We start from the raw sequence: 25,604 nt of genomic DNA, 5'->3' as shown, positions 1-25,604 counted from the left end.
TATATCAATTGCTAAGTTTAAATAAAAGAAAAGCTATGGACTGGCAAAACAATTCAATAATCTATTTTCATATCTTTGCTATATGAAAAAAATAATCCCAATCGAAGAAGGCGATTATTACCTAACTCCTGAAGGGTATCGCTGTTTTACAGAACAATATCACCTAAAAAGAGGCTATTGTTGCGAGAGTGGCTGCAGACACTGTCCTTATGGATTTAACAATAAAAAACATTGATTACTGAATACTGAACCTATGACATTTAAAGACCAAATACTTGAAGGTATCCCAGAAAACTTACCAAAAGAAAAAGCATACAATCCAAATATCAACCATGCACCTAATAGAAAGAACATTCTAACGGTTGAGGAAAAAAAATTGGCGCTTAGCAATGCCCTTCGTTATTTCGATAAAAAACACCATGAAACATTACTTCCTGAATTCAAAAACGAATTGGAAACTTACGGTAGAATTTATATGTATCGGTTTCGTCCTGATTACGAAATCTACGCTAGACCATTAGACCAATATCCTGCAAAATCCAAACAAGCAGCAGCCATCATGCTCATGATTCAAAACAATTTGGATCATGCCGTAGCACAACATCCTCATGAGTTGATTACCTATGGAGGGAATGGAGCTGTTTTTTCAAATTGGGCCCAATACAGGCTTACCATGAAGTATCTAGCGGAAATGACAGATGAACAAACTCTTGTTATGTACTCTGGTCACCCAATGGGATTGTTTCCAAGCCATAAAGACGCTCCAAGGGTTGTGGTTACCAATGGCATGATGATCCCTAATTATTCCAAACCAGATGATTGGGAAAAATTCAATGCTTTGGGCGTCACACAATATGGACAAATGACAGCTGGAAGCTATATGTATATTGGTCCTCAAGGCATTGTTCATGGAACAACCATAACCGTTTTAAATGGGTTTAGAAAAATTAACAAACCTCCTAAAGGACATTTGTTTGTAACTTCTGGTTTAGGTGGTATGAGTGGTGCACAACCAAAAGCTGGTAATATTGCTGGTTGTATAACGGTTTGTGCCGAAGTAAATCCTAAAATAACCCAAGTGCGCTTGGATCAAGGATGGATAGACGAAAAAATAACAGATTTAAACACTTTGGTTAATAGAGTTAAAAAAGCAAAAGATGAACAAGAAACAGTTTCCATCGCCTATTTAGGAAATGTTGTGGATGTATGGGAAAAATTCGATGAAGCAAATATTAGCATAGATTTAGGTAGCGACCAAACTTCACTTCACAACCCTTGGGCTGGAGGCTATTACCCTGTTGGTCTATCATTTGAAGAATCCAACCATATGATGGCAAACAACCCAGAACTTTTTAAAGAAAAAGTTCAGGAGACGTTACGCAGACATGCCAAAGCCATTAACAAGCACACAGAAAAAGGAACTTACTTTTTCGATTATGGAAATGCTTTTCTATTGGAAGCTTCTCGGGCAGGAGCAGATGTCATGGCAACAAACCCAAGTATAGGTCGTGAATTTAAATACCCTAGCTATGTACAGGACATCATGGGACCTATGTGTTTCGATTATGGTTTTGGACCGTTCCGTTGGGTTTGTGCCTCCGGAAAACCTGAAGATTTAGAAAAAACAGATGCTATTGCCTGTCAAGTTCTGGAAGAGATTAAGATGAATTCCCCTAAAGAAATCCAGCAACAAATGGCAGACAATATCCAGTGGATCAAAGGAGCTCAAGAAAACAAATTGGTAGTTGGTTCTCAAGCAAGAATTTTATATGCTGATGCTGAAGGACGAATGAAAATTGCAGAAGCTTTCAATAACGCAATTGCGAAAGGAGACATTGGTTATGTGGTTTTGGGTCGGGACCATCATGATGTTTCTGGAACAGATTCGCCTTATAGAGAAACAAGTAATATATACGATGGTTCACGCTTTACTGCAGACATGGCCATACATAATGTAATTGGAGACAGCTTTAGAGGAGCCACTTGGGTAAGTATCCATAATGGTGGTGGTGTAGGTTGGGGAGAAGTTATCAATGGCGGATTTGGTATGGTTCTTGATGGTAGTAAAGATGCAGAAAGACGCTTAAAATCAATGCTTTTCTGGGATGTCAACAATGGGATTTCCAGACGTAGTTGGGCAAGAAACAACGAAGCTATTTTTGCCATTAAAAGAGCTATGGAAGTAGAACCTAATTTAAAAATCACACTTCCAAACTTAGTTGATGAAAAGTTACTAAACTCGTTATAACTTAAAAACATTAAAGCTATGAAAACCCTATGTGAAACTCCAAAAGAATTGAGCGTTTCAAGTCTTTTAAACAAACATTTTTTATTTGTACTTTTTGCCTCACTTTTATTACTCTCTTCTTGTTCTTCGGTAAGAGTGGCATCTGATTACGATAAAGAAGCTGATTTTACAAAATACAAAACTTTTGCTTTTTATAAACCCGGAATTGATAAAGCAGAAATAAACGATTTAGACAAACGAAGAATGCTTCGTGCCATAGAGTCTGAAATGTTAGCAAAAGGATTTACAAAATCTGAAACCCCAGATTTATTGGTGAGTATTTTTACCAAATCAAGAGAGAAAGTAAATGTACAAAGTTCAGGTTATTATCCATATGGTTATGGTTGGGGCTGGAGCCCTTATTATTGGGGTAGTTACAATACCGTTACAACTTCAACCGAAGGTGTTTTATACATAGATTTAATTGATGCCAACAAAAAAGAACTTGTTTGGCAAGGCGTAGGCACAGGTTATTTAAGTCAGAACACCAGCAAAAAAGAAGAACGCATTAATGAATTTGTAGCCTCCATTATGGAAAAATATCCTCCTGGAGCTGAACAAAACTAACAAAAAAAGGACTCAAATATTTTTGAGTCCTTTTTTTTATGATATATAAAACATCTATTTTTTATCTGTGACCAGAGATGCTTGATACATTTGGAATTGTTCTGGAGTTAATATTTTTTTGAAATTTGCCTGAACCTTTTCGTTAATGGCCTTCATACGTTCATGCTCAACAGATTCTGAAACTTTATTTTTATTCAACTCAATGATATTTTTTTCAGCGTCTACCAATACATCAAACATAGCACCTTGCTGTTTTCCTGTTAATTTTAAAAGCTGATGCAATTCATATGTTTTTTGTTTTGCAACAACTTCAGGATTATCCTGTCTATCTGCTTCTTGAGCTAATGAAAACTGCATGCCGATAAAAAAAATAGCTATAAAGCTAAGTAAAGAAAAATATTTTTTCATGATAGTTTTTAGTTAAAATTGTTTTAAAAAATAAATATACAAAAATTATCAATATACATTCATTCCTTCTTCATTATCTCATAATAAAACTGAAGTGTTTAATTATTTCACTTAGAATTTACCTAGTCTGCATGGACTTTTTAATGACAATTCAAGAAAAAATCAAAACAAAAACCAAAAAAGCATTAATTATCAGAATATTAGACTACCTTTGTCGCTTAATTAAATAAATTATTATTATGAGTACTGGTACAGTAAAATTTTTTAATGACTCTAAAGGTTTTGGATTCATAACAGAAGAAGGAAACAATAAAGAGCATTTTGTTCACATTTCTGGCTTAATCGACGAAGTAAGAGAAGGCGACCAAGTTGAATTCGATTTAACAGAAGGTAGAAAAGGATTAAACGCGATTAACGTAAAAGTTATCTAATTATATACTTTTTAAGACTTTATTAAAAAGAGCCTATCACAATGTGATAGGCTCTTTGTTTTAACATATAGTTGTATAAAAATCACGTATAATTCCTATTTCTACTTTTCATCAGGATTATCTTCTTTGACCTTTATTTTGGTATCGCCATCGTCGCCTTCTTTAATTTTCACCTTTTTGTCTTCGGTTTCCATTTTGATTTTAGTATCATTGGCACGATCTTTTACTTCAATATCTGCATCTTTTTCTTGCATCTCTTCAATTAATTCCTCTTTTTGGGTTTTATTCTCATCTCTACAGGATGTTAAAGAAATGGCCATAAACAATGCCATAAATGCCATAAAAATTACTTTTTTCATAATATTAAATTTTAGTGTTGGTTAAATGTAACCATCATGCTCCTTAAAATTTAACTCAATTCAATAATTTAATAACTCATTTATTGCTAACATCACTTTTTCTGTGGAAGGGATCATGGTCTGTTCCAAAGTGGCATTTAATGGAATGGCAGGCATGTTTTCGCTTCCAATGGTCATGACTGGAGCATCTAGGAATTTGAAACATTTTTCTTGTATCTTACCAGCCAAAGCTCTCGCAAAACTGTTATTGCTAGGTTCTTCTGTCACTACCAAACACTTGCCTGTTTTTTTAACCGATTTCATTATGGTATCTTCATCCAATGGGAATAAGGTACGCAAATCTATGATCTCAATTTGAGTTTTCATATCCAGCTCTTTAGAAGCATTCATGGCCCAATGCACTCCCATTCCATAAGAGACAATGGTTAGGGTTTCTTCCTGTTCCTGTTTCCATATTTCCTGTAACACCCATGCTTTGCCAAAAGGCAGCACATAATCTTCTGCTGGCTCTACAGAAGTAGCACCTTGTGTTCCTGGGACTTTAGACCAATACAAGCCTTTATGCTCAAGAATAACCACTGGATTTGGATCGTAATACGCAGCCTTCATCAAACCTTTTAAATCGGCACCATTGCTTGGATAGGCTATTTTTATCCCTCGAATATTTGTAATTACACTTTCAACGGAAGACGAATGATAAGGGCCTCCACTTCCATAGGCACCAATAGGCACACGTAAAATCATGCTTACAGGCCATTTTCCGTTGCTTAAATAACAACTTCTGCTGACTTCTGTAAACAACTGATTTAATCCTGGCCAAATATAATCGGCAAACTGAACCTCAACTATGGGTTTTAGGCCAACAGCGCTCATCCCAACAGTTGAACCTACTATGAATGCTTCTTGAATAGGTGTATTAAAAACCCTATCGTCTCCAAATTTTTGAGCTAAAGTGGCAGCTTCCCTAAAGACACCTCCAAGTCTTCCTCCCACATCTTGTCCATAAAGCAAGCACTCTTTATGCTTTTTCATAAGTTCTTCAACTGCGAACAAGGCACAATCTACCATCACTACTTTTTCGGCTCCTTTTGGCGAACGTTCCCCTGTTTCTTCTGTTATGGGTGTTGGTGCAAAATCGTTAGTAAACAAGTCTTCTGGTTTGGGTTCTTCTGCTTTTAATGCTTTTTCAAAATCCGATTGTACCTTTGCTTTTACTGATTGTTCCAATTGATCTATTTCTTCTGAAGTGAATCCGCTATCCAACAACTGTTGTTTGATTACTGGGTAAGGATCCCTAGAGCGAGCTTCTTCTAAATCGTCTCGATACCATTCCATCCTAACACCAGATGTGTGGTGATTTAACAACGGTACTTTTGCATGTACCAAAAATGGACGACGTTCTTCGCGTATGGTTTTAATAACTTTTTCCAGTACGAGGTAACTTTCCGTAAAATTGGCTCCATCTATGGAAATAGCTTCCAAACCTTTAAATCCCTTAGCGTACTCAAAGGCATTTTGTGCTCTGGTTTCAGCTGCATTTGCCGAAATATCCCAACCGTTATCCTGCACTAAATATAAAATGGGCATTTGTTTTAAAGCTGCCATTTGGAAGGCTTCAGCAACTTCACCTTCTGTAACAGAGGCATCGCCTAATGAGCAAACGGTTATTGGTTTTTCCTGTGAGTCTTGGACTGTGCTTAAGGTGATATTGGGATTGCTTAAATTTTGTTTTTCAAGGTATTGTATTCCCATGGCCACTCCTGTTGCTGGAATGGCTTGCATTCCTGTTGCCGAAGATTGGTGAGGGATTTTTGGTTTATCTCGGTCTTTTAAACTGGGATGTGAATAATAGGTTCTTCCTCCTGAAAAAGGGTCCTCTTTTTTAGCTAAAAGTTGCAACATTAAATCATAAGGCTGTAAACCAAAAGACAGCAGCATGGCGTCGTCCCGATAATATGGAAATGCATAATCTTGAGGTAGCAATAGCATGCCTAACGCTGTTTGCACTGCTTCATGCCCTCTGGAAGTAGCATGTACATATTTGGAAACCTGTTTAAAGTTATCCTCATATAGTTCTGCCATGGTTTTGGCAGTATACATATTTAAAAACCCTTTTTTGAGTGTATTTTTACTTATTTTTTTTGCCATGGGTTGTGTTTTTATTGATGTTTTTACACTAATTTGATTCAGTTACTTTGCTTTAAGGATTGAGGCATTGTTGGAGCTCCTTGAAAAGAGCGACTGCCGAAAGCCTGACCCTTTAGGGGAAAGCCCTAAACCAAAACCTCGTTTACTTTCACCATCCAATGGAAGGTGTCCTTAATTTTTCCTGTTTTTATAGCATTTAAGGTATTGTTTATGTCCAAGCCCACTGGACTTTCGTTGGAAACATGGATTACGTGTCCATTTAAACCAATTTCTTGAATATAGGCAATTCCTACTGCTGTTCCAGTACCAAAGGCTTCTTCCAGAGTACCGTTTTTTGAGGCTTCTTTTATTTCGTCTATGGAGATTGGGCGTTCTATTACCTCAAAGCCTTTGGACTTTAATAGTTCCATGACACTAATACGTGTAATCCCGTCTAAAATAGCTCCATCTCTTCCTGGAGTGATTATTTTACCGTTTATTTTGAAAAAAATATTCATGGTCCCAACTTCTTGAATGTATTTGTGCTCGATGGCATCCAACCACAATACTTGGTCGTAACCTTTGGCTTTTGCCAATTCTGTAGGCCGAATGGCTGCTGCATAATTTCCTGCTGCCTTAGCCTCTCCAGTCCCTCCTGCAACTGCCCTTATGTATTTTTTTTCTGCCCATAATTTAATTCTTTTACTAAAAAAGGGTCCAGCTGGTGAGGCTATAATGATAAATTTATAGTGTGTGGCTGCCCGCATACCAATAAATGGTTCATCGGCATACATAAAAGGGCGTAGATACAAAGCACTTCCATCCTGGGGTGGAATCCAATTTTTCTCCAAGGCTACCAATTGTTTTAAACCTTCCACAAAAAGCTTTTCTGGAAAATCTGGCATGCCCATTCTATCTGCACTAAAGTTTAAGCGTTCAGCATTTTTTTGAGGTCTGAACAACATAGGGGTTCCATGTTGGTCTACAGTGGCTTTCATGCCTTCAAAAATAGCTTGTCCATAATGCAAAGCCATAGCAGCAGGATGGGTTGCAATGGGTTGCAATGGCTCTATTCTTGGGTTAATCCATTGACCCTGTTCATAATCACAAACAAACATATGGTCTGTAAAGGTGGTTCCTAGTGGAATGTTGTTGAAATCTAAAGCATCCACTTTTGATTTTTTTACTTTGGTAATTGAAATGTTGTTAGACATTTTTTTATATTTTTTTGATTTGAGATTCCTAGACAAACTTGGAATGACAAAATATTATTAAATCAGAACTTATACTTTGATTATTGATAATCTCATGTTCTTTCTCTCGTTATAAAAGATTCCTGGTGTTACAGAAATAAGTTATATTTTTCTATTGATGTCAAACTGTTCAAAATAATCGGCTACACGACGCACAAAGCTTCCTCCCAAAAAGCCGTCTACCACTCTATGGTCAAAAGACAAGGATAAGTACATCATACTTCTAATGGCTATTTCATCACCTTTTTCGGTTTCTATCACTTCTGGTCGTTTTTTAATAATTCCTAAAGCAAGTATAGCCACTTCTGGTTGATTGATTATGGGTGTTCCCATCACACTTCCAAAGGTTCCTACATTGGAAATGGTAAAGGTGCTTCCTTTAATATCATCGGCTCCCAATTTATTTTCCCTAGCTTTTTCGGCAAGTTTATTGACAGTTTCTGCAAGCTCCTTTAAATTTTTGGTATCTGCGTTTTTTACCACTGGAACAATTAAATTGCCACTTGGCAAGGCCGTGGCCATACCTATGTTTATATCTTCCTTTACAATGATGTTATTGCCATCGACCGAAGCATTGATGTTGGGAAAATCTTTTACGGCTTTGGCAATTGCTTCAACAAATAAAGGTGTAAAGGTTAGGCGTTCGCCATATGTTTCCTGAAATGCTTTTTTATTGGTGTTTCGCCAATTGACCATATTGGTTAAATCTGCTTCCACATAAGCTGTTACATGTGGCGACGTGTGTTTGGAATACACCATATGATCTGCTATCATTTGGCGCATTCTATCCATTTCCACAACTTTCCCTTTGCCTTTATCGAAAGTTAACTGTGGAATTCTATAAGCCGTAGGATCTTGGGTTACAGTTTGTGCAAATTTGTATGGCCTCCCATCTTCTATATAATTAAACACATCGCTTTTACGCAATCTGCCCTCATGTCCTGTTGCAGGAATTCGGGCCAACTCTTCAAAACTGATATGATGTTCTTTAGCAATTTTTATAACTAAGGGTGAAAAAAAGATGTTTTTGTTCGATACCGAAAAGGACTTTGCATGAGAATCCTTGACTGCACTTGGAATGACAGCAGGTTTCTTTTTAATTTCTTTTTTTACTTTAAGGCGTTCTTCGTCCCTATAGTTATCGGGACTCTCTAGGGCAGGCTGTTTTTTTGAAGGTTTTACTTCATCTGAAACTTCCAACATTGCAATCACTTCTCCAACAGGCACTACATCTTTGGCTTGATACATGGTTTTTACCAAGGTTCCAGATGTTGGAGCTGGCACCTCATTATCCACTTTATCGGTTGCAACCTCTAGAATGATATCGCCTTCTTCAAATGAATCGCCTTCGGAGACCAACCAGTTAATGATAGTTCCTTCTGTAATACTCTCGCCCATTTTGGGCATTTTTAATTCAAACTTGGACATACATATTTTATTCTGTCATTGTGAGCTCGCTATCTTCTAAATGACATTATTATTTCTTCATAAAATCTCGCAAAGTATCATAAAATGATTCTTGCATTTTCATATTTTCCGGAACCTCTCTTAAAGGCTCTACTTCTTTTAGAGTCTCATGGCAATCTGCTGGTAATTGTTGATATAATTGTGTGCCTTTGGTTTTCCATGCTATCATGTCATTTGAAACTTCTTTTATCACTTTTGCTGGATTGCCAACCACCAAACTTCGTTTTGGGATCATGGTTTCGGCTTTCACAAAGGCCATGGCTCCAACAATACTTTCGTCGCCAATTTCGGCATCATCCATAATTACGGAATTCATTCCTATTAAACAATTCCTACCCAGATTTGCTCCATGGATAATAGCTCCATGACCAACATGTGCACTTTCTTTAAGTGTGATGGATTTTCCTGGAAACATGTGTACTGTGCAGTTTTCCTGCACATTTACGCCATCTTCCAAAATAATTTGTCCCCAGTCACCACGAATGGCAGCACCAGGACCTATGTAACAGTTTTTACCTATAATAACATTTCCAGTTACGGCAGCCAATGGATGCACGAAACTGGATTCGTGAACAACTGGTGTGTAACCTTTGAAGCTGTAAATCATTTTATTTAAACCCTTTTAGTTTTTCCCTTGTAAACTCACTTAATACTAAACGTCCACTGATAGCTGCGCGATCGGCTAATAAAGAATCCCAATCTTCTGTTCCCTGCCAAAAAATACTTTTCATCTCTTTCATGGCTTCAACATTATAGGTGCACAAATTTTCAGTAAACTCTTTTACAGCTTCATCTAATTCTTCTGTGCTATCGTAAACTTGAGTAAACAAGCCTTTTTGTTTAGCCCATTCTGCCGGATAAAATGAGTTAGCGTCTATAGCAATTTGCGACATGGCACTTAAACCCATTTTTCGTTCTATGGCTGGACCAACCACAAATGGACCAATCCCAATGTTCAATTCACTTAACTTTATGGCTGCATATTGTGTGGCCATACAATAATCGGTTGAAGCTGCCAATCCAACGCCTCCTCCAACGGTTTTACCTTGTATGCGTCCAATAATGAATTTTGGACATTTACGCATGGCGTTTATAACGTTGGCAAAACCTGAAAAGAAAATTTTTCCAGTAGCGTCATCGTTAATGTTAATAAGTTCCTTAAAACTGGCTCCAGCACAAAACGTGCGCTCGCCACCACTCTTCAGCACCAAAACTTTAATGTCTTTATTGTTTCCTGCTTCGGTAATGGTTTGAGCTAGTTTTGTCAATAAATCTCCTGGTAAGGAGTTGTGGGCAGGATGAAAAAACTCTATGTATCCTACTTGGTTTATTATATCTAATTTAACATAAGGGTTAGTCATAATTTTGCTTTTTTTATTGAACCTACTAGGCTTTATAAACTTTGCAGGTTGTTAATCTCATATTTTAATTTAGGCCTTCCGGTTTTTTTGAATCCTGAACCGTTGGGACTGAAAGGTTTGTTTCGTTTTTATATTAACCCAAACTGTTCAAAATGATGATTTAAATGTTTTCTTTCCAATAAATACCACTCGTATCTATTCAACTCTCCAAAAACCATATTGTTTAATTTAGCATCTGGACGATCCTTAAAATACTCCAAATATTTTTCTCTTTGAGCCTTGAATTTTTCAATGGCTGTAGCTAAATCAGGATGTTTTAAATCCTCTAGTTTATCTTTTTCCAAAAGAGGAAAATTGGTGTTTTTTGGAAATTTTTCATAGTTATATAAACTGGCATGTACTTTTTCTAAAATCTTTTCAGGTGTAGCCACTTCAAAATCCTGAATCTCGCCTGAAGCAATTTTATAGGTAAATTCCAAATGCTCTATCATATGCTGTGGTGTCATAATGCCCCATTTTGGCTTAACATTATCGGTTAATTTTGATAAACAGTCATTGATTTTATCTTCTGTCATTTCAACAAAAACCTGTTGTTTTTTCTGTACCATGGTTAGAATGGTAGCAAAAGCAACCAATTCGTCGTTTAACGCATCAAATACCTCTACATACCATTTTACAATACCACTTGGGTGTTCAGCAGAAGCGACATCTCTATCCACCTTTTGTTTACAAGTTAAACGCACGTAAACGGTATCATTATGGTACAAAGGACGTAAGAAACGACACTCTTCCAGTCCATAATTTGCTGCTACTGGCCCTTTATTTGGATAAACAAACAATCCTGCAGCTGCAGAAATAATTAAATAGCCATGAGCTGTCCTTTTTTCGAAAATACTTCCGTCTAACGACGTGATATCTGTATGAGCATAAAAATGATCCCAGGTTAGATTGGCAAAATTGATGATATCTGTATCCGTAAAAGTTCGGTTATGCGTTTTAAGCGACATCCCTGGCTGAATGTCTTCCCAATGGTATTTAAATGGATGTTGTTCTGCCTCTTTATATGTTGCATTTTGTTGATAAATTCCCGTGATTTCAGTTAAAGTAGTTGGTGTACCTTGGATGGCTGTTCGTTGTAAATAATGTTTGATGCCTCGCATACCTCCCATTTCTTCTCCTCCTCCAGCACGACCAGGACCTCCATGTACCAGATTGGGCAATGGGGAACCATGACCTGTACTTTCTTTTGCCATATCACGATTAATAACTAAAATACGTCCATGATGACTTGCTGCATTGATCACATATTCTTTGGCAATTCTATCATTGTTGGTTGCAATGGATGATACCAAGGAGCCTTTCCCCATTTGTGCCAAAGTAATGGCTTCGTCAAGGTTTTTATAAGGCATGATGGTACTTACTGGACCAAATGCTTCTGTTTCGTGAACAGATAAATTTTTAAAAGGATGGTCTTCACGAAGCAAAATAGGACTTAAAAATGCGCCTTTTTTAGCATCGGCTCCAATAGTTTCAATTTTATCTAAATCGCCATAAACGATACTGGCAGTCTTAGCCAGTTCCTGAACACGATCTTTAACTTCTGTTACTTGGTCTTTACTCACCAAGGCTCCCATCCTCACCTCTTTGAGACGTGGATCTCCTATAGTGATTTTTTCCAAGGCCTTTCCTAATGCTATTTGAACATCTTCCACAAGATCCTGTGGCACAATAATTCTACGGATTGCCGTACATTTTTGTCCGCATTTTACGGTCATTTCATTTCTTACCTCTTTTATGAATAAATCGAATTCAGGTGTTCCAGGAATAGCGTCTTCGCCTAAAACAGATGCATTTAAAGAATCGGCTTCCATATTAAATGGCACAGATTCCTCGATAATACGCTTATGTGATTTTAATAATCTACCTGTGCTTGCCGAACCTGTAAAGGTTACGACATCCTGGGATTCCACGGTATCCAAAATGGTCCTTGCAGACCCTGTTATTAACTGTAAGGCGCCTTCAGGAAGAATACCAGAAGTAATAATCTCACGTACCACAGCTTCTGTTAAAAACGAGGTGTTTGTTGCTGGTTTTACAACTGCTGGCACACCTGCCATCCAGTTTACAGCGCATTTTTCAAGCATGCCCCAAACCGGGAAATTAAAGGCGTTGATATGTATGGCTACACCACGTTTTGGCACCATAATATGATGTGCCATAAAACGTCCACCACGAGATAAATCGATAGGATCTCCTTCTACGTGATAGGCTTGGTTAGGAAATAATTTTCTTAAGGATGCGTTGGCAAACAAGTTCCCAAATCCTCCTTCAATATCAATCCAGCTATCTATTTTTGTTGCTCCTGTTCTATAACTTATCTCATAAAAATCGGCTTTCTTTTTAACCAGGTACAGTGCTAATTTTTTAAGCATGTTACCACGTTCTTGAAAGGTCATTTTGCGTAATTTTTCACTTCCTATGGTTCTTCCGTAATGCAAAATTTCAGCAAAATCCAAACCTTCTGTATCTGAAAGCCCTACAACTTCACCAGTGATAGCATCAAACATTGGGACCCCTTGTCCTTTACCTTCCATCCATTGCCCTGTGACGTAATTCTGTATTTTTTTCATAGTATTCAATTGAGATCTCTCGACCATGATCGAGATGACATCTATTATAAAGTTACATTTTCAATTATAGCAGCATAGCCTTGGCCAACACCAATACACATGGTAATTAATGCATAACGTTTTTGTTGTTCATGCAATTCCAAAGCTGCTGAATATGCGATTCTTGTACCAGTTACACCAAGAGGATGACCTATCGCAATGGAACCACCATTAGGGTTTAATCTTGGATCATTGTCGGCAAGTCCCCAAGCTCTTGTACAAGCCAATGCTTGAGCAGCAAAGGCTTCGTTTAATTCTATAACGTCCATGTTGTCCATGGTCAATCCTGCTTTTTCCAATGCTTTATTTGAAGCCTCTACTGGTCCAATTCCCATAATCCTGGGTTCTACACCAACTACTGCTGAACTGACAATTCTTGCCAATGGTTTTAAATTGTATTTTTTTACAGCTGCTTCTGAAGCAATGATTGTTGCAGCAGCTCCATCATTCAATCCTGAAGAATTTCCAGCTGTGACGCTTCCTCCTTCAGCTTTAAAAGCTCCTCTTAATTTGGCCAAAACCTCTAAAGTTGTTCCTGGTTTCACAAATTCATCTTTTGAAAACAGGATTGGATCTTTTTTTCTTTGTGGAATTTCAACTGTTACAATTTCTTTGGCTAAACGACCGTTTTCTTGTGCTTTTGAAGCTTTCATTTGGCTCCAATAAGCAAATTTATCTTGATCTTCGCGAGAGATATTATATTTTTCCACCAGATTTTCAGCAGTATTTCCCATGCCATCTGTTCCATACATTTTTTGCATTTTCGGATTGACAAAGCGCCAGCCAAAACTGGAATCGTACATTTTGGCATCGGTTCCAAAACCTTTAGAAGGTTTTGCTATAACGTAAGGACCACGTGTCATGTTTTCTACACCTCCAGAGATAAACACATCGCCATCTCCAGCTTTTATGGCTCTATTGGCATGTATGATAGCGGAAAGTCCAGAACTGCACAATCTGTTAACTGTTTCTCCAGGAACTGTATATGGCAATCCTGCTAAGAGTGATGCCATTCTAGCCACATTCCGATTGTCTTCCCCAGCTTGATTGGCACAACCCAATATCACATCGTTGTAGGCTTCTTTGGGAATGTTTGGGTTTCTTTTTACTATTTCTTCAATGACCAAGGCAGCTAGATCGTCTGTACGAACAGCTGATAATGTGCCTTGATAACTTCCTATTGGAGTACGAACTCCATCTATAATATATGCTTCTTTCATAAGTTTTTTATTCCCCTAAAATGGGAATCTTATTAAAATGTATTCTATTTTAACCCTACAAGTCCCAACGCTTCGGGATAAAACCTTGCAAGATTTGTTGATTTTTAGATTTCAGTTAGTTTAATATTACTGAAAACGTATCTCCCAATCTTATATCTCCAGTATGATAACCTTTCATAAACCACTCCATACGTTGTTGCGATGTTCCATGAGTAAAACTGTCTGGCACAACATCTCCTTGAACTCTTTTTTGTATGGCATCGTCTCCAACAGCATTGGCCGCACTTAGTGCTTCGTCAATATCTCCAGCTTCTAGATATTCTTGGTTGTGATGTGCCCAAACACCAGCATAAAAATCTGCTTGAAGTTCTTGAGCGACCGAAAGTTTATTGGCTTCAACTTTATTGGTTTGTTGTTGCAATTGTCTTACTTTTTGTGAGGTTCCAAGTAGGGTTTGAATATGATGTCCAATCTCGTGAGCTGTAACGTAAGCAATGGCAAAATCGCCACCTTGAGCGCCAAAACGTGTTTTAAGTTCATCGAAAAAAGTTAAATCCATATATAATTTTTGATCTGCAGGACAGTAAAAAGGCCCAGAGGCAGAGCTTGCATTTCCACAGCCACTTCTTACAGCATCAGAAAAAAGTACCATGGTTGGTTCTTTGTAATCTCCTAGATTATTGTCTCTAAAAATTTGATTCCATACGTCTTCAGTATCTGCCAAAACAGTTGCCACAAAATCCCCTACTTCCTTTTCTTGGGCTGTGAGTTCTCTTTCTTGAACCTGTTGTGTGGTTTGTCCTTGGTTAATTTGTTCTATAATAGGAGCTATTTGCTGACCTGTTTCGCCACCAAAAAGTTGCAAGAGTATCACAATTACTGCAACAATGCCTCCACCTGCAGCTAGTTTACCTTTGGGTCCCATGCCACGACGATCGTCTAAATTTTTACTTTGTCTTCTTCCTTGCCATTTCATAATTACACTATTTAATGATTGCTTTTATTCTTGCCAGTCTTTACTTGTTCTATAAACAACGCCTTTAAATAAAGCGACAAGCTCCTCTCCTCTTTTAACTTCAATAATGTTGAAACCTAATTTGTTTTTAACATTTTCTATAACAGATTCTGCCACAATATAATCGCCTTCGTTCAATGCTTCGATATGATTGATACTTGTTTCAATTGAAACGGCATATTTCCCATGTGTGTTTGCAGCAAACCCGAAAGCTGTATCTGCTAAGGCATAGCTAATACCTCCATGGGCTTTATACATACTGTTTAGCATCTCTTTTCTAATGGTCATTCCAACTTTACAACGTCCTATTTCACATTCCAGGATTTCGATACCTAGCCATTGGCTAAAAGCATCTTGTGATAACATTTTGTATGGGATGAGTTTGCCTTTCATTTAAAAAAAGTTTTATTTTCGTTGTTCATTTTTCGTAGCAACGGACTACAACGATACCTATCTTCATGATATTCATTGTATAATTCATCCATTTTTGAAACACACCAATCCATGCCTTTTTCGTCTGCCCAAGCCAACAGTCCTTTTGGGTAATTGACCCCTTTGGTCATGGCATTATCAATATCTTCAGCCGATGCGATATTTAAAAACAAAGCATCGGCTGCTTCGTTGATGAGCATGACCAAAATACGATTGAATATAAGTTGTTTAAGAGGTTCTTCGTTTTCTGGCTGAATGACAGAATCACGCTGAATGAGATGTCCGTTTTTATCATAATCATAATAGCCTTTACCTGATTTTCTCCCTAGATAGCCAGCTTCTGCAAAGCGTTTTTGTGTGAACGCTGGTTTATATCTTGGATCGAAATAAAAGGCTGTAAAAACGGTTTCAGTTACAGTATAATTGACATCGTTTCCAATAAAATCCATAAGTTCAAAAGGTCCCATTCTGAAACCTCCTATATTTTTCATGGCTGAATCTATAGTTTCAAAACTCGCTATCCCTTCTTCATAAATACGTAAGGCTTCACCATAAAATGGCCTGGCCACCCGGTTGACTATAAAACCAGGTGTGTCTTTAGCCACAGCAACGGTTTTTTTCCAATCCTTAATGATTTTCACTGATGTTTCAAGGACTTCCTGCGAGGTTTGAATAGCAGGAACCACCTCCACCAATTTCATTAATGGCGCAGGATTGAAAAAATGAATTCCAATACAACGCTCTGGTTTTTGCAATGAAGAGGCTATGGACGCTATGGACAAGCTAGAAGTGTTTGATGCTATAATACAAGCATCAGACACATAACTTTCCAGTTCTGAAAATAAGTTTTTCTTTATTTCAAGATTTTCAACTATGGCCTCTATTGTAAGATTGGAATCTGACAAATCTTTTAAAGTTTCTACATAAGAAATGTTTGCTTGGATTCTATCTTTTTCAGAGGTGACAATTCTACCTTTTTCAACTAATCTTGTCAATATTTTTTCCAAGGCAACTCTGGCTTTATCCAAAGCTGCTTGGTTGGTATCGAATAACTTTACTTTGCATCCAGAAGTTGCAGCCACTTGAGCAATGCCACTTCCCATGGTTCCACTTCCGATTATTCCTATGTTCATATCTTTTCTTTTCTTAAAAAACCTTGCAGGTTGGACAATAAATTTATTTACCGATAAAATTTGGTTTTCTTTTTTCTATAAAAGCAGCGACACCTTCGGCATAATCTTCTGTTCCTGCTGCCTCTATTTGATATTTTGATTCTACAGCCAATTGCTGTTCTAGGTTATTGGTAAGAGACTGGTTTAAACTTTTTTTGATTAATCCCAAGGCTTTGGTTGGCATATTCCCCATTTTATAAGCCAATTTATTTACTTCGTCTTCGAAAGTTTCTAAAGGGATCACTTTGTAAATCATGCCCAAGCGCTCAGCTTCATCTGCAGGGATTTTATCTCCCAACATGGCTAAAGCCGATGCCTTTTGAAAACCTATGAGTCTAGGCAAAAAAAAGGTTCCAGCACTATCCGGTATCAAGCCTATTAAACTAAATGCTTGAATAAAGCTCACTTTTTCATGAGCCACAACCACATCACAAGCCAAGGCTATGTTTGCTCCAGCTCCTGCTGCCACACCATTGATAGCTCCTATGATTGGTTTTTCAATGTTTCTGATTCGAGTTATTATGGGATTATAATGTTCTTCCAGAATTTTTTTAAATCCTGGGTTTAATTCTGGAGATGTTACTTCTTTTAAATCTTGACCTGCACAAAAAGCTTTACCATTTCCAGTTAAAACAATGGCTCTAACAGTGTTATTAGATTCACAATCATCTAATATGCTTTGTAAACTTAAAGCCATATCCCGATTGAAACTATTAAATACTTCTGGTCTGTTAAGCGTAATGAACGCTATATTGTTTTCAATTTTTAGTAGTATTGAATTATTGCTCATACCTTATTTTATTTGTCATTGCGAGGACGAAGGACGTGGCAATCTCAAAATAAGATTCTTCGCTTCGTTCTGAATGACATTTACTTTAAACATTTAAAATAGTCAAAAGGTTCCTGACAGTCTTCACATTGAAACTGTGCTTTACAAGCTGTTGAACCAAACTGACTAACTAATCTTGTGTTTGTAGATCCACATTGTGGACATGCCACTATTTTTTTATTTCCCAAAAGAGCTTCTTTATCAGCCTCTGGACTTAAAGGAGCTGCAATACCGTATTCTTCCAAAGCTTTTCTACCTCTTGGAGTAATCCAATCGGTTGTCCAGGCTGGAGCCAAAATCAATTCAATTTCAGAATGGTATCCTGCTTTTTTTAAAGCAGCTTTTATATCGTCCCCAATGACATCCATAGCTGGACAGCCACTATAGGTTGGTGTTATTTGAACCTTTACAACGTTGTTTTGAATGACAGCAGAACGAACCACTCCCATATCCATAATTGAAAGAACCGGAATTTCAGGATCTGAAACCTGTTCTAGAATTGGAATTAGAATTTGGTCGATATGTTGTTTTTCTGTTACCATTATTGAGATGCTTCTACAAGTTCAGCATGATGTTTTTTTTTAAGGGATTTCTGTCTGTGCATGAATTCCTTACCATTCCATATTAGGATAGGTACGTTGCATATATTGCAGATCTGCCAATAAATAACCCATGTGTTCTGTATGAATTCCGTGTTTTCCTCCTTTTTGAAAATATTTGGATTCAGGGATTTTTAGGGTTGCTTCTTCCAAAACTTCAGCTACTTTTTTATAATATGTGTCCTTAAGTTTGGTAACATCTACCCCAACTCCTTCAGTAACCATTGCGATATCTGCTTCTGTTTGATGAAACAATTCGTCTGTATATGTCCATAAATCATCTATAGCTGTTTGCATTTTTTGATGGCTTTCTTCTGTACCATCTCCCAAACGTTTTATCCAATCTGAAGAAAAACGTTGGTGATAGCTTACTTCTTTTATAGATTTTATGGCAATGGCAGATAAAGTAATATCTGTACTTTTTTGAAGTTCATTTAAAAAGAGGAAGTGATACACATCGAATAAAAACTGACGTCCCATACTATAAGCAAAGTCTGTATTTGGTTGTTCCACCAATAATACATTTAAATACTCATGTTCCAATCGAAGCATGGCTATATCATCTTCAGTTTTTCCATTCCCCAATATTTTTGCTGCATACTGATAATAGCTTCTTACTTGCCCTAACAAATCCAATGATAAATTAGTGCAAGCTATGTCTGTTTCAAGACTTGGCCCATGACCAGTTAATTCTCCTAACCTTTGCCCAAGAATTAAGGAATTATCTGCAATACCCAAGATATATTTATATAAGTTTTCTTTCATTTGAACTTGAATTTGAAGTTGAACTTGAAAAACTTCAATTTATATTTTTAATTCTTGTTATCCCTAGTTTTTAAAAAAACAGGAATACCACATGTAACACAAACCATTAAGTTTAAGATTCCTGCTTTCTGAGGAATTTTACATATATTTTACCTCATCAGGCAATTCATAAAATGTTGGATGACGATACACTTTATCTTGAGCTGGTTCAAACATTTCACCATTATGCTCTGGATTTGAGGCTGTAATATGTTTGGACTCTACAACCCAAATACTTACACCTTCATTTCTTCTAGTATATACATCCCTTGCGTTTTCTAATGCCATTTCAGCATCGGCAGCATGTAGACTTCCAAAATGGCGATGTTCTAATCCGTTTTTACTTCTTACGAAGACTTCCCAAAGTGGCCAATTTTTTGTTGTTGACATGATTATTGTTGATTGCTGATTGTTGACTGTTGATTGTTGATTTTAAAATCTCAAATCGATAATCTTCAATCATAAATTATTATACGACTTGTTTTTCTTTTCTTTTTTGTTGTTTTTCGGCATACGCCATGGCTGCATCACGAACCCATTCGCCACGCTCCCAAGCTCCAACCCTTGCTTTCATACGCTCTTTATTGCATGGCCCATGGCCTTTAACAACCTGCCAGAATTCATCCCAATCAATTTCGCCAAAATCATAACTTCCTTTTTCTTCATTCCATTTTAAATCTGGATCTGGTATGGTTAAACCTAAAATATCTGCTTGAGGAACCGTTTGATCTATAAATTGCTGACGCAATTCGTCATTGGATTTTCGTTTTAATTTCCATTTCATGGACTGCTCTGTATGAACTGATTCTGCATCAGTAGGTCCCAGCATCATTAAACTAGGCCACCACCAACGGTTAAGGGCATCTTGTGCCATAGCTTTTTGTTCTGGTGTTCCATTAGCCAACTTAAGCATGATTTCATACCCTTGACGTTGGTGAAAACTTTCTTCCTTGCAAACACGAACCATGGCTCTAGCATATGGACCATAGGAGGTATTGCACAATGGTACTTGATTGATAATGGCTGCTCCATCTACCAACCAACCAATGGCTCCCATATCTGCCCATGTGATGGTAGGATAATTGAAAATTGAAGAGTATTTTGCTTTTCCTGAATGTAATTGCTCGTAGAGTTCGTCTCTGGAAACCCCTAGGGTTTCGCAAGCAGAGTACAGGTACAAACCATGACCAGCTTCGTCTTGAATTTTAGCCAATAAGGCTACTTTTCTTCTTAATGAAGGTGCTCTGGTGATCCAATTTCCTTCTGGAAGCATTCCAACCACTTCAGAATGTGCGTGCTGGGATATCTGCCTGATATGTGTTTGACGATATTTTTCTGGCATCCAATCTTTTGGTTCAATTTTCTCGTCACGCGCAATACGTGCCTCAAATTGAGCTTCTAAATTCTTTATTTGTTCTTCTCCCATAAGACTCACCTCAACTCTTTCTTAAAGAGTTTACTAGGATTTGTTTTTAAATTAGTATTTTAAACCTACAAGTCCCAACGCTTCGGGATTGAAAATCTTGCAGGAACTTTCTATTATGCTGCTTTCCATCAACAGCTACAATTTCATTTATACGTCAAAATCTACCACTACTTTTTTACTGGTTGGCACAGCTTGACAACTTAACACAAAATTCTGTGCCACTTCTTTTTCCTCTAGCGCATAATTTATTTTCATTTTTACTGAGCCTTCCTTCACTTGACATTTACAAGTACTGCAAACGCCACCTTTACAGGCAAAAGGCAAATCGGCTCCAGCAGCAAGTGCGCCATCCAAGATGTTGTCGAAATCATCGTCCATAACAAAATGGAATTCTTTTCCTCCATCTATTATGGTCACTTCGGTTCCATCTGTTTTTTCTTCTAAAATTTCAGCTATATGTTTATTCTCTTCTTCGCTGCTTCCAGAGAAAAACAACTCATAATGTATTTTTTCTTTAGACAGTCCTGCTTTTTCAAGTTCGTCGCGAATCAAGAATATCATGTTTTGAGGACCACAAATAAACGCATGAGCCGTATCTGGAATATCTATGAAGGTTTTTGTTAATATAGCCAGTTTTTCCTCATCAAAGCGTCCATTTAAAAACGGGATATCTCGTTGCTCTTTGGTTAAAAAATAGAAAACCTGAAAGCGATCGAAAAATTCATTTTTAAGCTGCTCAATTTCTTCTTTAAAGATAATGGATTTTACAGTGCGATTCAAGTAAAACAGCTTGAATGTACTATTTGGTTCCAAATGCAGATGTGTTTTTATAATGGATATCATGGGTGTTATTCCACTACCAGCTGCAAAGGCTATGTAATTTTTTGAACTTTCGGGTTCGCACTCCACATAAAACTCTCCATGTGGCGGCATCACCTCCAACTCGTCCCCTTTTTTTAATTCATTGAAGGCATAATTTGAAAAAACACCTTGACGAATGGTTTTTACCGCTACCTTCCATTGGTTGTCAAAAGGGCTGGTACACAGAGAATAGTTTCTGCGTATGTCCTGACCGTTAATGTTTTTTCGTAGTGTAAGATGTTGACCTTGTTTGAATCTGAATTTTTCTTTTAAATGGTCTGGAACCTCAAAAGATATAACAACTGTATCTTTTGTTTCCTTATATATGTCTGCAACTTTTAATTTAAAAAAATCTGCCATAATTATGTCTGACTTAAGACTCTGCGCAAATTAGCTTGCTACAGACATCTTTTTAAGTTTAATAAAACACTTTCCGACGCCTTGCGCCATCTTCCTTAAGGGAAAACCAACTAACGCTTGTTAGTTAGGTTTACAAATTTACAAAATAAATTTGAATCTTTTTTGCCTATTTCCGCCCCTTAGTCTTAAGTTAAGGAATGGGTTGGTCTTTTATGAAAATAAACATTACAACCATAGGTTGTACTACTAGCGAATACCTTCAATAAGCACATTGCTTAATTGGGCACTAAGTTTTTTTACGTTGATAGCATCTTTGTTCGGGATCCAAATATATAAGGAACGTAATGTGGACAACATGGAAAACAACATAACCTCAACGTTTTTGTTTGAAATTTCACCATTTTGTATGCCAGATTTTAAAATAATTCTAAAATTTTCTTCATAATTCAAGCGTAATTCAAGATAATAATCCAATTGTTCTTCCAGATGCATCCAGTCGTTATTTAGGGACGCCATACCAAAGGTATTTTGGCTCGTAATGGATACGTGCAGTTCTACAATTTTGTTTAATTTTTCCACACAGGTATTATTGGACGTCTTAATTTGTTCCATGCCTTGCGTAAATGCTTCAGCCAAAGAAATAATAATCTCTTTCAGGATTTCCTGTTTGGAACTGATATGGTTATACAAACTTGCAGCTTTTATTCCCATGGCTGTTGCCAAATCTCTCATGGTTACAGCGCTATAACCCTTTTCTTTAAAAAGTTTGGCTGCCGTTTTAATAATTTCGTCTTTACGTGTAATCTCTTTCATGTGCTTACAACTATTGTCTTTTAACAATTTTGGAACATCCTACTTTCAGACAACTTAACGATAAAAGCTTTGATCAAGGATGTTTCAAAATAGAGGCTGAAGATACTTAAAAAATAAGTTGTAACTCTTGTTACATTTATTTTGAAATAAATTAAAGTACTTTGTAAAAAAATAAATTATGGGATTATTGGATTTTTTAACAGGTAACAAAACTGATAAAATTAAGGATTTTCAATCTAGAAAAGCCATTATTATAGATGTAAGAACCAAAGCTGAATTTAGCCAAGGCGCCATTCCGGGTTCTAAGAATATTCCGTTGCAAATGCTTCATGGTAAAATTGAAGACATTAAAAAAATGAACAAACCTGTTATTGCCTGTTGTGCCAGTGGCATGCGTTCTGCCAGTGCAGCTTCTGTTTTAAACAAGCATGGTATTGAAGCCGTTAATGGTGGAGGCTGGAGCAGTTTGCAAAAAAAACTTTAAATCAGGTTGTTTTTTTTAGCCTTTTGTAAGGCTTCTATTTTATTGTGTACCTGAAGTTTGTTGTATATGTTTTCTATGTGTTTTCTAACAGTTCCTGTAGAGAGTATCAAATTCTGTGCTATGGCATTATAACTTAAGCCCTTACTTAATTGTTCCAAGACCTCGATTTCTCTTGCGGTTAGTTTGATGTCTTCCTGTTCCTGTTGGTTTTCTATGTTTAAAGGGTTTCGGAGCAGCTTTAACGTTTTTAATGCAATGGACGGATTCATGGCTGCACCTCCATTTAAGGTTTCCAAAATGCCATCGTGCAAATCCTGGGCATTGATCTCTTTTAGCAAATAACCGTCTGCTCCTGCCTTAATGGACTTGAAAATATTTTCGTCGTTATCAAAAACCGTGAGCATGATTATTTTAATGTGAGGATATTTTTGTTTAACGATTTCTGTGGTTTCTATACCATTTAAAATTGGCATTTCTATATCCATTAAAATCAAATCTATGTTGTGGTTGTCTTCCAGTTTAACCAATAAATCGGAACCATTTAAGGCAGAAAATTTAAAATTTAAATCTTCAAAAAAGGAGAGTTTTTCCTTAACGGCATTTATAAGAAACGAATTGTCGTCCACGATGGCTATTTTAATGTTCATGCGAAGTAATTTTTACTAAAATAACCATATAAATGATATAAAATAATACGAAGAATTACGTATTCCTTGTTTTATAGACCCTTATGGTTGTTCCCTTATTCAATTGAGATGTTATTTCAAACTCTGCTTCCAGTTCATGTGCGCGTTTTTTCATGTTGTTTATACCATTGCCAAATTCAATGTTATTGAGGTCGAAACCTATTCCGTTATCTGTAATTTTTAGTTCGTAAACAGTATTCTTTGATGAAAAGTCGACATCAATTTGAGTGGCATTGGCATATTTTAATGCGTTGTTTATGGCTTCCTGAATAATCCTATAGATGTTCATACCTTGAACAGATGTGAACATTTTATGGTTTTTCAATTCTTTGTCCACGTTAAAATTAAAGGTTACGGCATGAGATGATTTATTTGCTTTTTCAATAAAATTAGAGATTCTGGCTTGTAAGTCTTCAAAAGAAATTTCCGTTTTATTCATGGCCCAAATGGTATCTCTTAACTCATATATGGTTGAAGAAGTAAACTCACTAATATGCTTAAGTTTTTCGCTTAAATTGTCTGGAAGTTTAAAGCCGTATTTTAAATTATCCAGAGACGAAATAATAAAGGTTAGTTGTGCACCTATATTATCATGCAAGTCCCTACTGATTCTTAAACGTTGGTCTTGCAGTTTGTTTTGGGTTTCGATTTTAATTAGAGCTTCTTTTAATTCGGTTTCTTTTTTAAGTTGGTTGTGTTTTAATTTTTGTTGGTTGTAAACCAGAAATCCGAATAAAGATATAACAACTGCCAAGGCCACCAAGCCTAAAATAAAATTGTTCTTATAACTTATGTCTCTTTCTTTTTCGGCAAGTTCCGCACGTTGCAAAAGGATTTGATTTTCTCTTTCGTTAGCGTTATATTTCTCTTGAACTTCTGCCACTTCTCTAGTAATACGATTATTAAAAAGAGAATCTTCAACCAGTTTATATTTCCGTTGATAGTATTGAACACTATCTATATTTTTATTAAAAGCAAAATAGTACGAAAGATTACTATAGCCATTCACTCGAAGTTCATTCGCGTTGTACTGTTCAGCTAATTTTATTCCTTCATCCAAATAACCCTTTGCTGTTTTATATTCTCCCATTCTTAAGTACAAATCGCCTAAATTTAAAGAAGAGCTTGCAATACCTTGGTTATCGGTTATTTTTTTTCGTATTGATAAAGATTTCAATATATTATCTATACCATCTTGCATTTGCCCTGTGCTCGCCAATAAAGAGCCATAATTATTGTATAAAGCTCCAAGCTCATTATACAAATTATGGGTTTTTGCAACTTCAATGCCTTGTTTAAAATATCTCTTGCTATTTAAAGTGTCTTGCAAATGTAGATATGCGTTGGCAATATTGTTATAAGAACGCGTCATCATAGGGTAATCTTCAATTGTTTTTGCAGTTTCCAATATTTCTAAATGCGTTTTAAGAGCTTTATCGTATTGTTTTAAGCCTCTATAAATATTAGCAATATTACCTTTTAAAGCACTTGCGTTCTTTAGTTTGTTCTGTTGTTCATAAATCTCTAATGCCCTTGTATTGTAGTATATAGCGGAATCAAGCTTAAATGTATTTTGAAAACATAAACCCATTTTATTATACAAGCTGGCTTGGCCTAAGGTATCTTTAATTCTTTTTCTAATGTTTAAAGAATTTCGATAATTACCCATCGCTTCGTTATATTCTGCTAATGTGTAATGAAGAATTCCAATATCGTTATAGGCTTGGGCAATGCCATTTTCATTTTTAGTGTTTTTTGATAATTCAAGAGCTTTATTTCCATAAAAAAATGCAGAATCCATAGAAACGGTTCTATAAAACCAGCACAAATCGCTGAATGATTTAACTTTTATGGAATCGGATGGATTTTTAGTTAGTTCCGTTTTTAAACTATCTATAATTTCTTTAGGACTTTGTGAAAAAACGCAAACGTGTATCAATAAAGCCAAAAATAGCAGCAATTTGTTCTTCATAA

General features: G+C 36.5%; 26 protein-coding genes. 5 read left to right on the top strand and 21 right to left on the bottom strand.

Features of this window, described 5'->3' with window-relative positions:
• The first annotated feature begins 82 nt into the window (after positions 1-82).
• Genes AACY93_RS09770 through AACY93_RS09760 form a run of 3 tightly spaced genes read left to right on the top strand, consistent with a single transcriptional unit; the run spans position 83 to position 2,854 of the window.
• Positions 83-235, top strand: coding sequence for a DUF5522 domain-containing protein (locus AACY93_RS09770; RefSeq protein ID WP_286854879.1), 153 nt, complete (start codon positions 83-85; stop codon positions 233-235).
• Positions 236-253: 18 nt separating this feature from the next.
• Positions 254-2,248: a urocanate hydratase gene (locus AACY93_RS09765; protein WP_287005895.1), complete on the top strand. Its 1,995-nt coding sequence runs from the start codon at positions 254-256 to the stop codon at positions 2,246-2,248.
• Between the two features lie 18 nt (positions 2,249-2,266).
• The gene (locus AACY93_RS09760; protein WP_287005896.1) at positions 2,267-2,854 is read left to right on the top strand and encodes a DUF4136 domain-containing protein; all 588 of its coding nucleotides are present in this window, start codon (positions 2,267-2,269) and stop codon (positions 2,852-2,854) included.
• 54 nt (positions 2,855-2,908) lie between these two features.
• Here AACY93_RS09760 and AACY93_RS09755 read toward each other — a convergent pair whose 3' ends face one another.
• On the bottom strand, positions 2,909-3,262 hold the full coding sequence (locus AACY93_RS09755) for a hypothetical protein (RefSeq protein ID WP_007646462.1): 354 nt from the start codon (positions 3,260-3,262) through the stop codon (positions 2,909-2,911).
• Between the two features lie 239 nt (positions 3,263-3,501).
• On the opposite strand from AACY93_RS09755, the gene AACY93_RS09750 reads away from it, so the two are divergent.
• Positions 3,502-3,693, top strand: a complete 192-nt coding sequence (locus AACY93_RS09750) for a cold-shock protein (RefSeq protein WP_287005897.1) — start codon at positions 3,502-3,504, stop codon at positions 3,691-3,693.
• 101 nt (positions 3,694-3,794) lie between these two features.
• Here the strand turns inward: AACY93_RS09750 and AACY93_RS09745 are convergent, their stop codons facing one another.
• From AACY93_RS09745 to AACY93_RS09660, 18 genes are all read right to left on the bottom strand, one after another.
• Positions 3,795-4,052, bottom strand: coding sequence for a hypothetical protein (locus AACY93_RS09745; RefSeq protein WP_287005898.1), 258 nt, complete (start codon positions 4,050-4,052; stop codon positions 3,795-3,797).
• A gap of 60 nt (positions 4,053-4,112) precedes the next feature.
• On the bottom strand, positions 4,113-6,200 hold the full coding sequence (locus tag AACY93_RS09740; protein WP_287005899.1) for an alpha-ketoacid dehydrogenase subunit alpha/beta: 2,088 nt from the start codon (positions 6,198-6,200) through the stop codon (positions 4,113-4,115).
• 125 nt (positions 6,201-6,325) lie between these two features.
• Positions 6,326-7,393, bottom strand: coding sequence for a branched-chain amino acid aminotransferase (locus AACY93_RS09735; RefSeq protein WP_286854872.1), 1,068 nt, complete (start codon positions 7,391-7,393; stop codon positions 6,326-6,328).
• A 141-nt stretch (positions 7,394-7,534) separates the two neighbouring features.
• Entirely contained in the window at positions 7,535-8,860 is a 1,326-nt protein-coding gene (locus tag AACY93_RS09730) for a dihydrolipoamide acetyltransferase family protein (protein WP_286854871.1), read from the bottom strand.
• Between the two features lie 49 nt (positions 8,861-8,909).
• Complete coding sequence (locus tag AACY93_RS09725; protein ID WP_286854869.1) at positions 8,910-9,506, bottom strand: transferase hexapeptide repeat family protein; 597 nt, start codon at positions 9,504-9,506, stop codon at positions 8,910-8,912.
• 1 nt (position 9,507) lies between these two features.
• Positions 9,508-10,260: an enoyl-CoA hydratase/isomerase family protein gene (locus tag AACY93_RS09720; protein WP_286854868.1), complete on the bottom strand. Its 753-nt coding sequence runs from the start codon at positions 10,258-10,260 to the stop codon at positions 9,508-9,510.
• Positions 10,261-10,388: 128 nt separating this feature from the next.
• The gene (gene paaZ, locus AACY93_RS09715) at positions 10,389-12,890 is read right to left on the bottom strand and encodes a phenylacetic acid degradation bifunctional protein PaaZ (RefSeq protein ID WP_286854867.1); all 2,502 of its coding nucleotides are present in this window, start codon (positions 12,888-12,890) and stop codon (positions 10,389-10,391) included.
• Positions 12,891-12,934: 44 nt separating this feature from the next.
• Positions 12,935-14,149 (bottom strand): 3-oxoadipyl-CoA thiolase, encoded by a 1,215-nt coding sequence (locus AACY93_RS09710; protein WP_286854866.1) that lies wholly within the window; start codon positions 14,147-14,149, stop codon positions 12,935-12,937.
• A 115-nt stretch (positions 14,150-14,264) separates the two neighbouring features.
• Positions 14,265-15,125 (bottom strand): neutral zinc metallopeptidase, encoded by an 861-nt coding sequence (locus AACY93_RS09705; RefSeq protein WP_286854865.1) that lies wholly within the window; start codon positions 15,123-15,125, stop codon positions 14,265-14,267.
• Positions 15,126-15,149: 24 nt separating this feature from the next.
• Positions 15,150-15,557 carry a hotdog fold thioesterase gene (locus tag AACY93_RS09700; RefSeq protein ID WP_286854864.1) on the bottom strand — a complete coding sequence of 136 codons (408 nt, stop codon included), beginning with the start codon at positions 15,555-15,557 and terminating at the stop codon, positions 15,150-15,152.
• Entirely contained in the window at positions 15,554-16,729 is a 1,176-nt protein-coding gene (locus tag AACY93_RS09695) for a 3-hydroxyacyl-CoA dehydrogenase NAD-binding domain-containing protein (protein ID WP_286854863.1), read from the bottom strand. Before AACY93_RS09695 ends, AACY93_RS09700 begins: the two co-directional genes overlap by 4 nt.
• Before the next feature lie 43 nt (positions 16,730-16,772).
• The gene (locus tag AACY93_RS09690) at positions 16,773-17,558 is read right to left on the bottom strand and encodes an enoyl-CoA hydratase-related protein (protein WP_286854862.1); all 786 of its coding nucleotides are present in this window, start codon (positions 17,556-17,558) and stop codon (positions 16,773-16,775) included.
• An 80-nt stretch (positions 17,559-17,638) separates the two neighbouring features.
• Positions 17,639-18,139 (bottom strand): 1,2-phenylacetyl-CoA epoxidase subunit PaaD, encoded by a 501-nt coding sequence (gene paaD, locus AACY93_RS09685; protein ID WP_287005902.1) that lies wholly within the window; start codon positions 18,137-18,139, stop codon positions 17,639-17,641.
• Positions 18,140-18,208: 69 nt separating this feature from the next.
• Positions 18,209-18,961 (bottom strand): 1,2-phenylacetyl-CoA epoxidase subunit PaaC, encoded by a 753-nt coding sequence (gene paaC / locus AACY93_RS09680; RefSeq protein WP_286854860.1) that lies wholly within the window; start codon positions 18,959-18,961, stop codon positions 18,209-18,211.
• Positions 18,962-19,099: 138 nt separating this feature from the next.
• Positions 19,100-19,390, bottom strand: a complete 291-nt coding sequence (gene paaB / locus AACY93_RS09675; protein ID WP_040491081.1) for a 1,2-phenylacetyl-CoA epoxidase subunit PaaB — start codon at positions 19,388-19,390, stop codon at positions 19,100-19,102.
• Positions 19,391-19,469: 79 nt separating this feature from the next.
• Positions 19,470-20,426, bottom strand: a complete 957-nt coding sequence (gene paaA, locus AACY93_RS09670; RefSeq protein WP_007646409.1) for a 1,2-phenylacetyl-CoA epoxidase subunit PaaA — start codon at positions 20,424-20,426, stop codon at positions 19,470-19,472.
• Between the two features lie 147 nt (positions 20,427-20,573).
• The gene (gene paaE, locus AACY93_RS09665; protein ID WP_286854859.1) at positions 20,574-21,647 is read right to left on the bottom strand and encodes a 1,2-phenylacetyl-CoA epoxidase subunit PaaE; all 1,074 of its coding nucleotides are present in this window, start codon (positions 21,645-21,647) and stop codon (positions 20,574-20,576) included.
• A 246-nt stretch (positions 21,648-21,893) separates the two neighbouring features.
• Positions 21,894-22,460, bottom strand: a complete 567-nt coding sequence (locus AACY93_RS09660; RefSeq protein ID WP_286854858.1) for a TetR/AcrR family transcriptional regulator — start codon at positions 22,458-22,460, stop codon at positions 21,894-21,896.
• Positions 22,461-22,638: 178 nt separating this feature from the next.
• Here AACY93_RS09660 and AACY93_RS09655 point away from each other — a divergent pair, with 178 nt between their 5' ends.
• Entirely contained in the window at positions 22,639-22,944 is a 306-nt protein-coding gene (locus AACY93_RS09655; RefSeq protein WP_286854857.1) for a rhodanese-like domain-containing protein, read from the top strand.
• Here AACY93_RS09655 and AACY93_RS09650 read toward each other — a convergent pair.
• Positions 22,941-23,591, bottom strand: a complete 651-nt coding sequence (locus AACY93_RS09650) for a response regulator transcription factor (RefSeq protein ID WP_286854856.1) — start codon at positions 23,589-23,591, stop codon at positions 22,941-22,943. The genes AACY93_RS09655 and AACY93_RS09650 overlap by 4 nt on opposite strands.
• A 55-nt stretch (positions 23,592-23,646) precedes the next feature.
• Complete coding sequence (locus AACY93_RS09645) at positions 23,647-25,602, bottom strand: sensor histidine kinase (RefSeq protein ID WP_286854855.1); 1,956 nt, start codon at positions 25,600-25,602, stop codon at positions 23,647-23,649.
• Positions 25,603-25,604: the final 2 nt, after the last annotated feature.

Source organism: uncultured Xanthomarina sp. (assembly GCF_963971605.1).
Classification (GTDB): domain Bacteria; phylum Bacteroidota; class Bacteroidia; order Flavobacteriales; family Flavobacteriaceae; genus Xanthomarina; species Xanthomarina gelatinilytica.
This window is presented reverse-complemented; position numbering and strand designations above follow the sequence as displayed.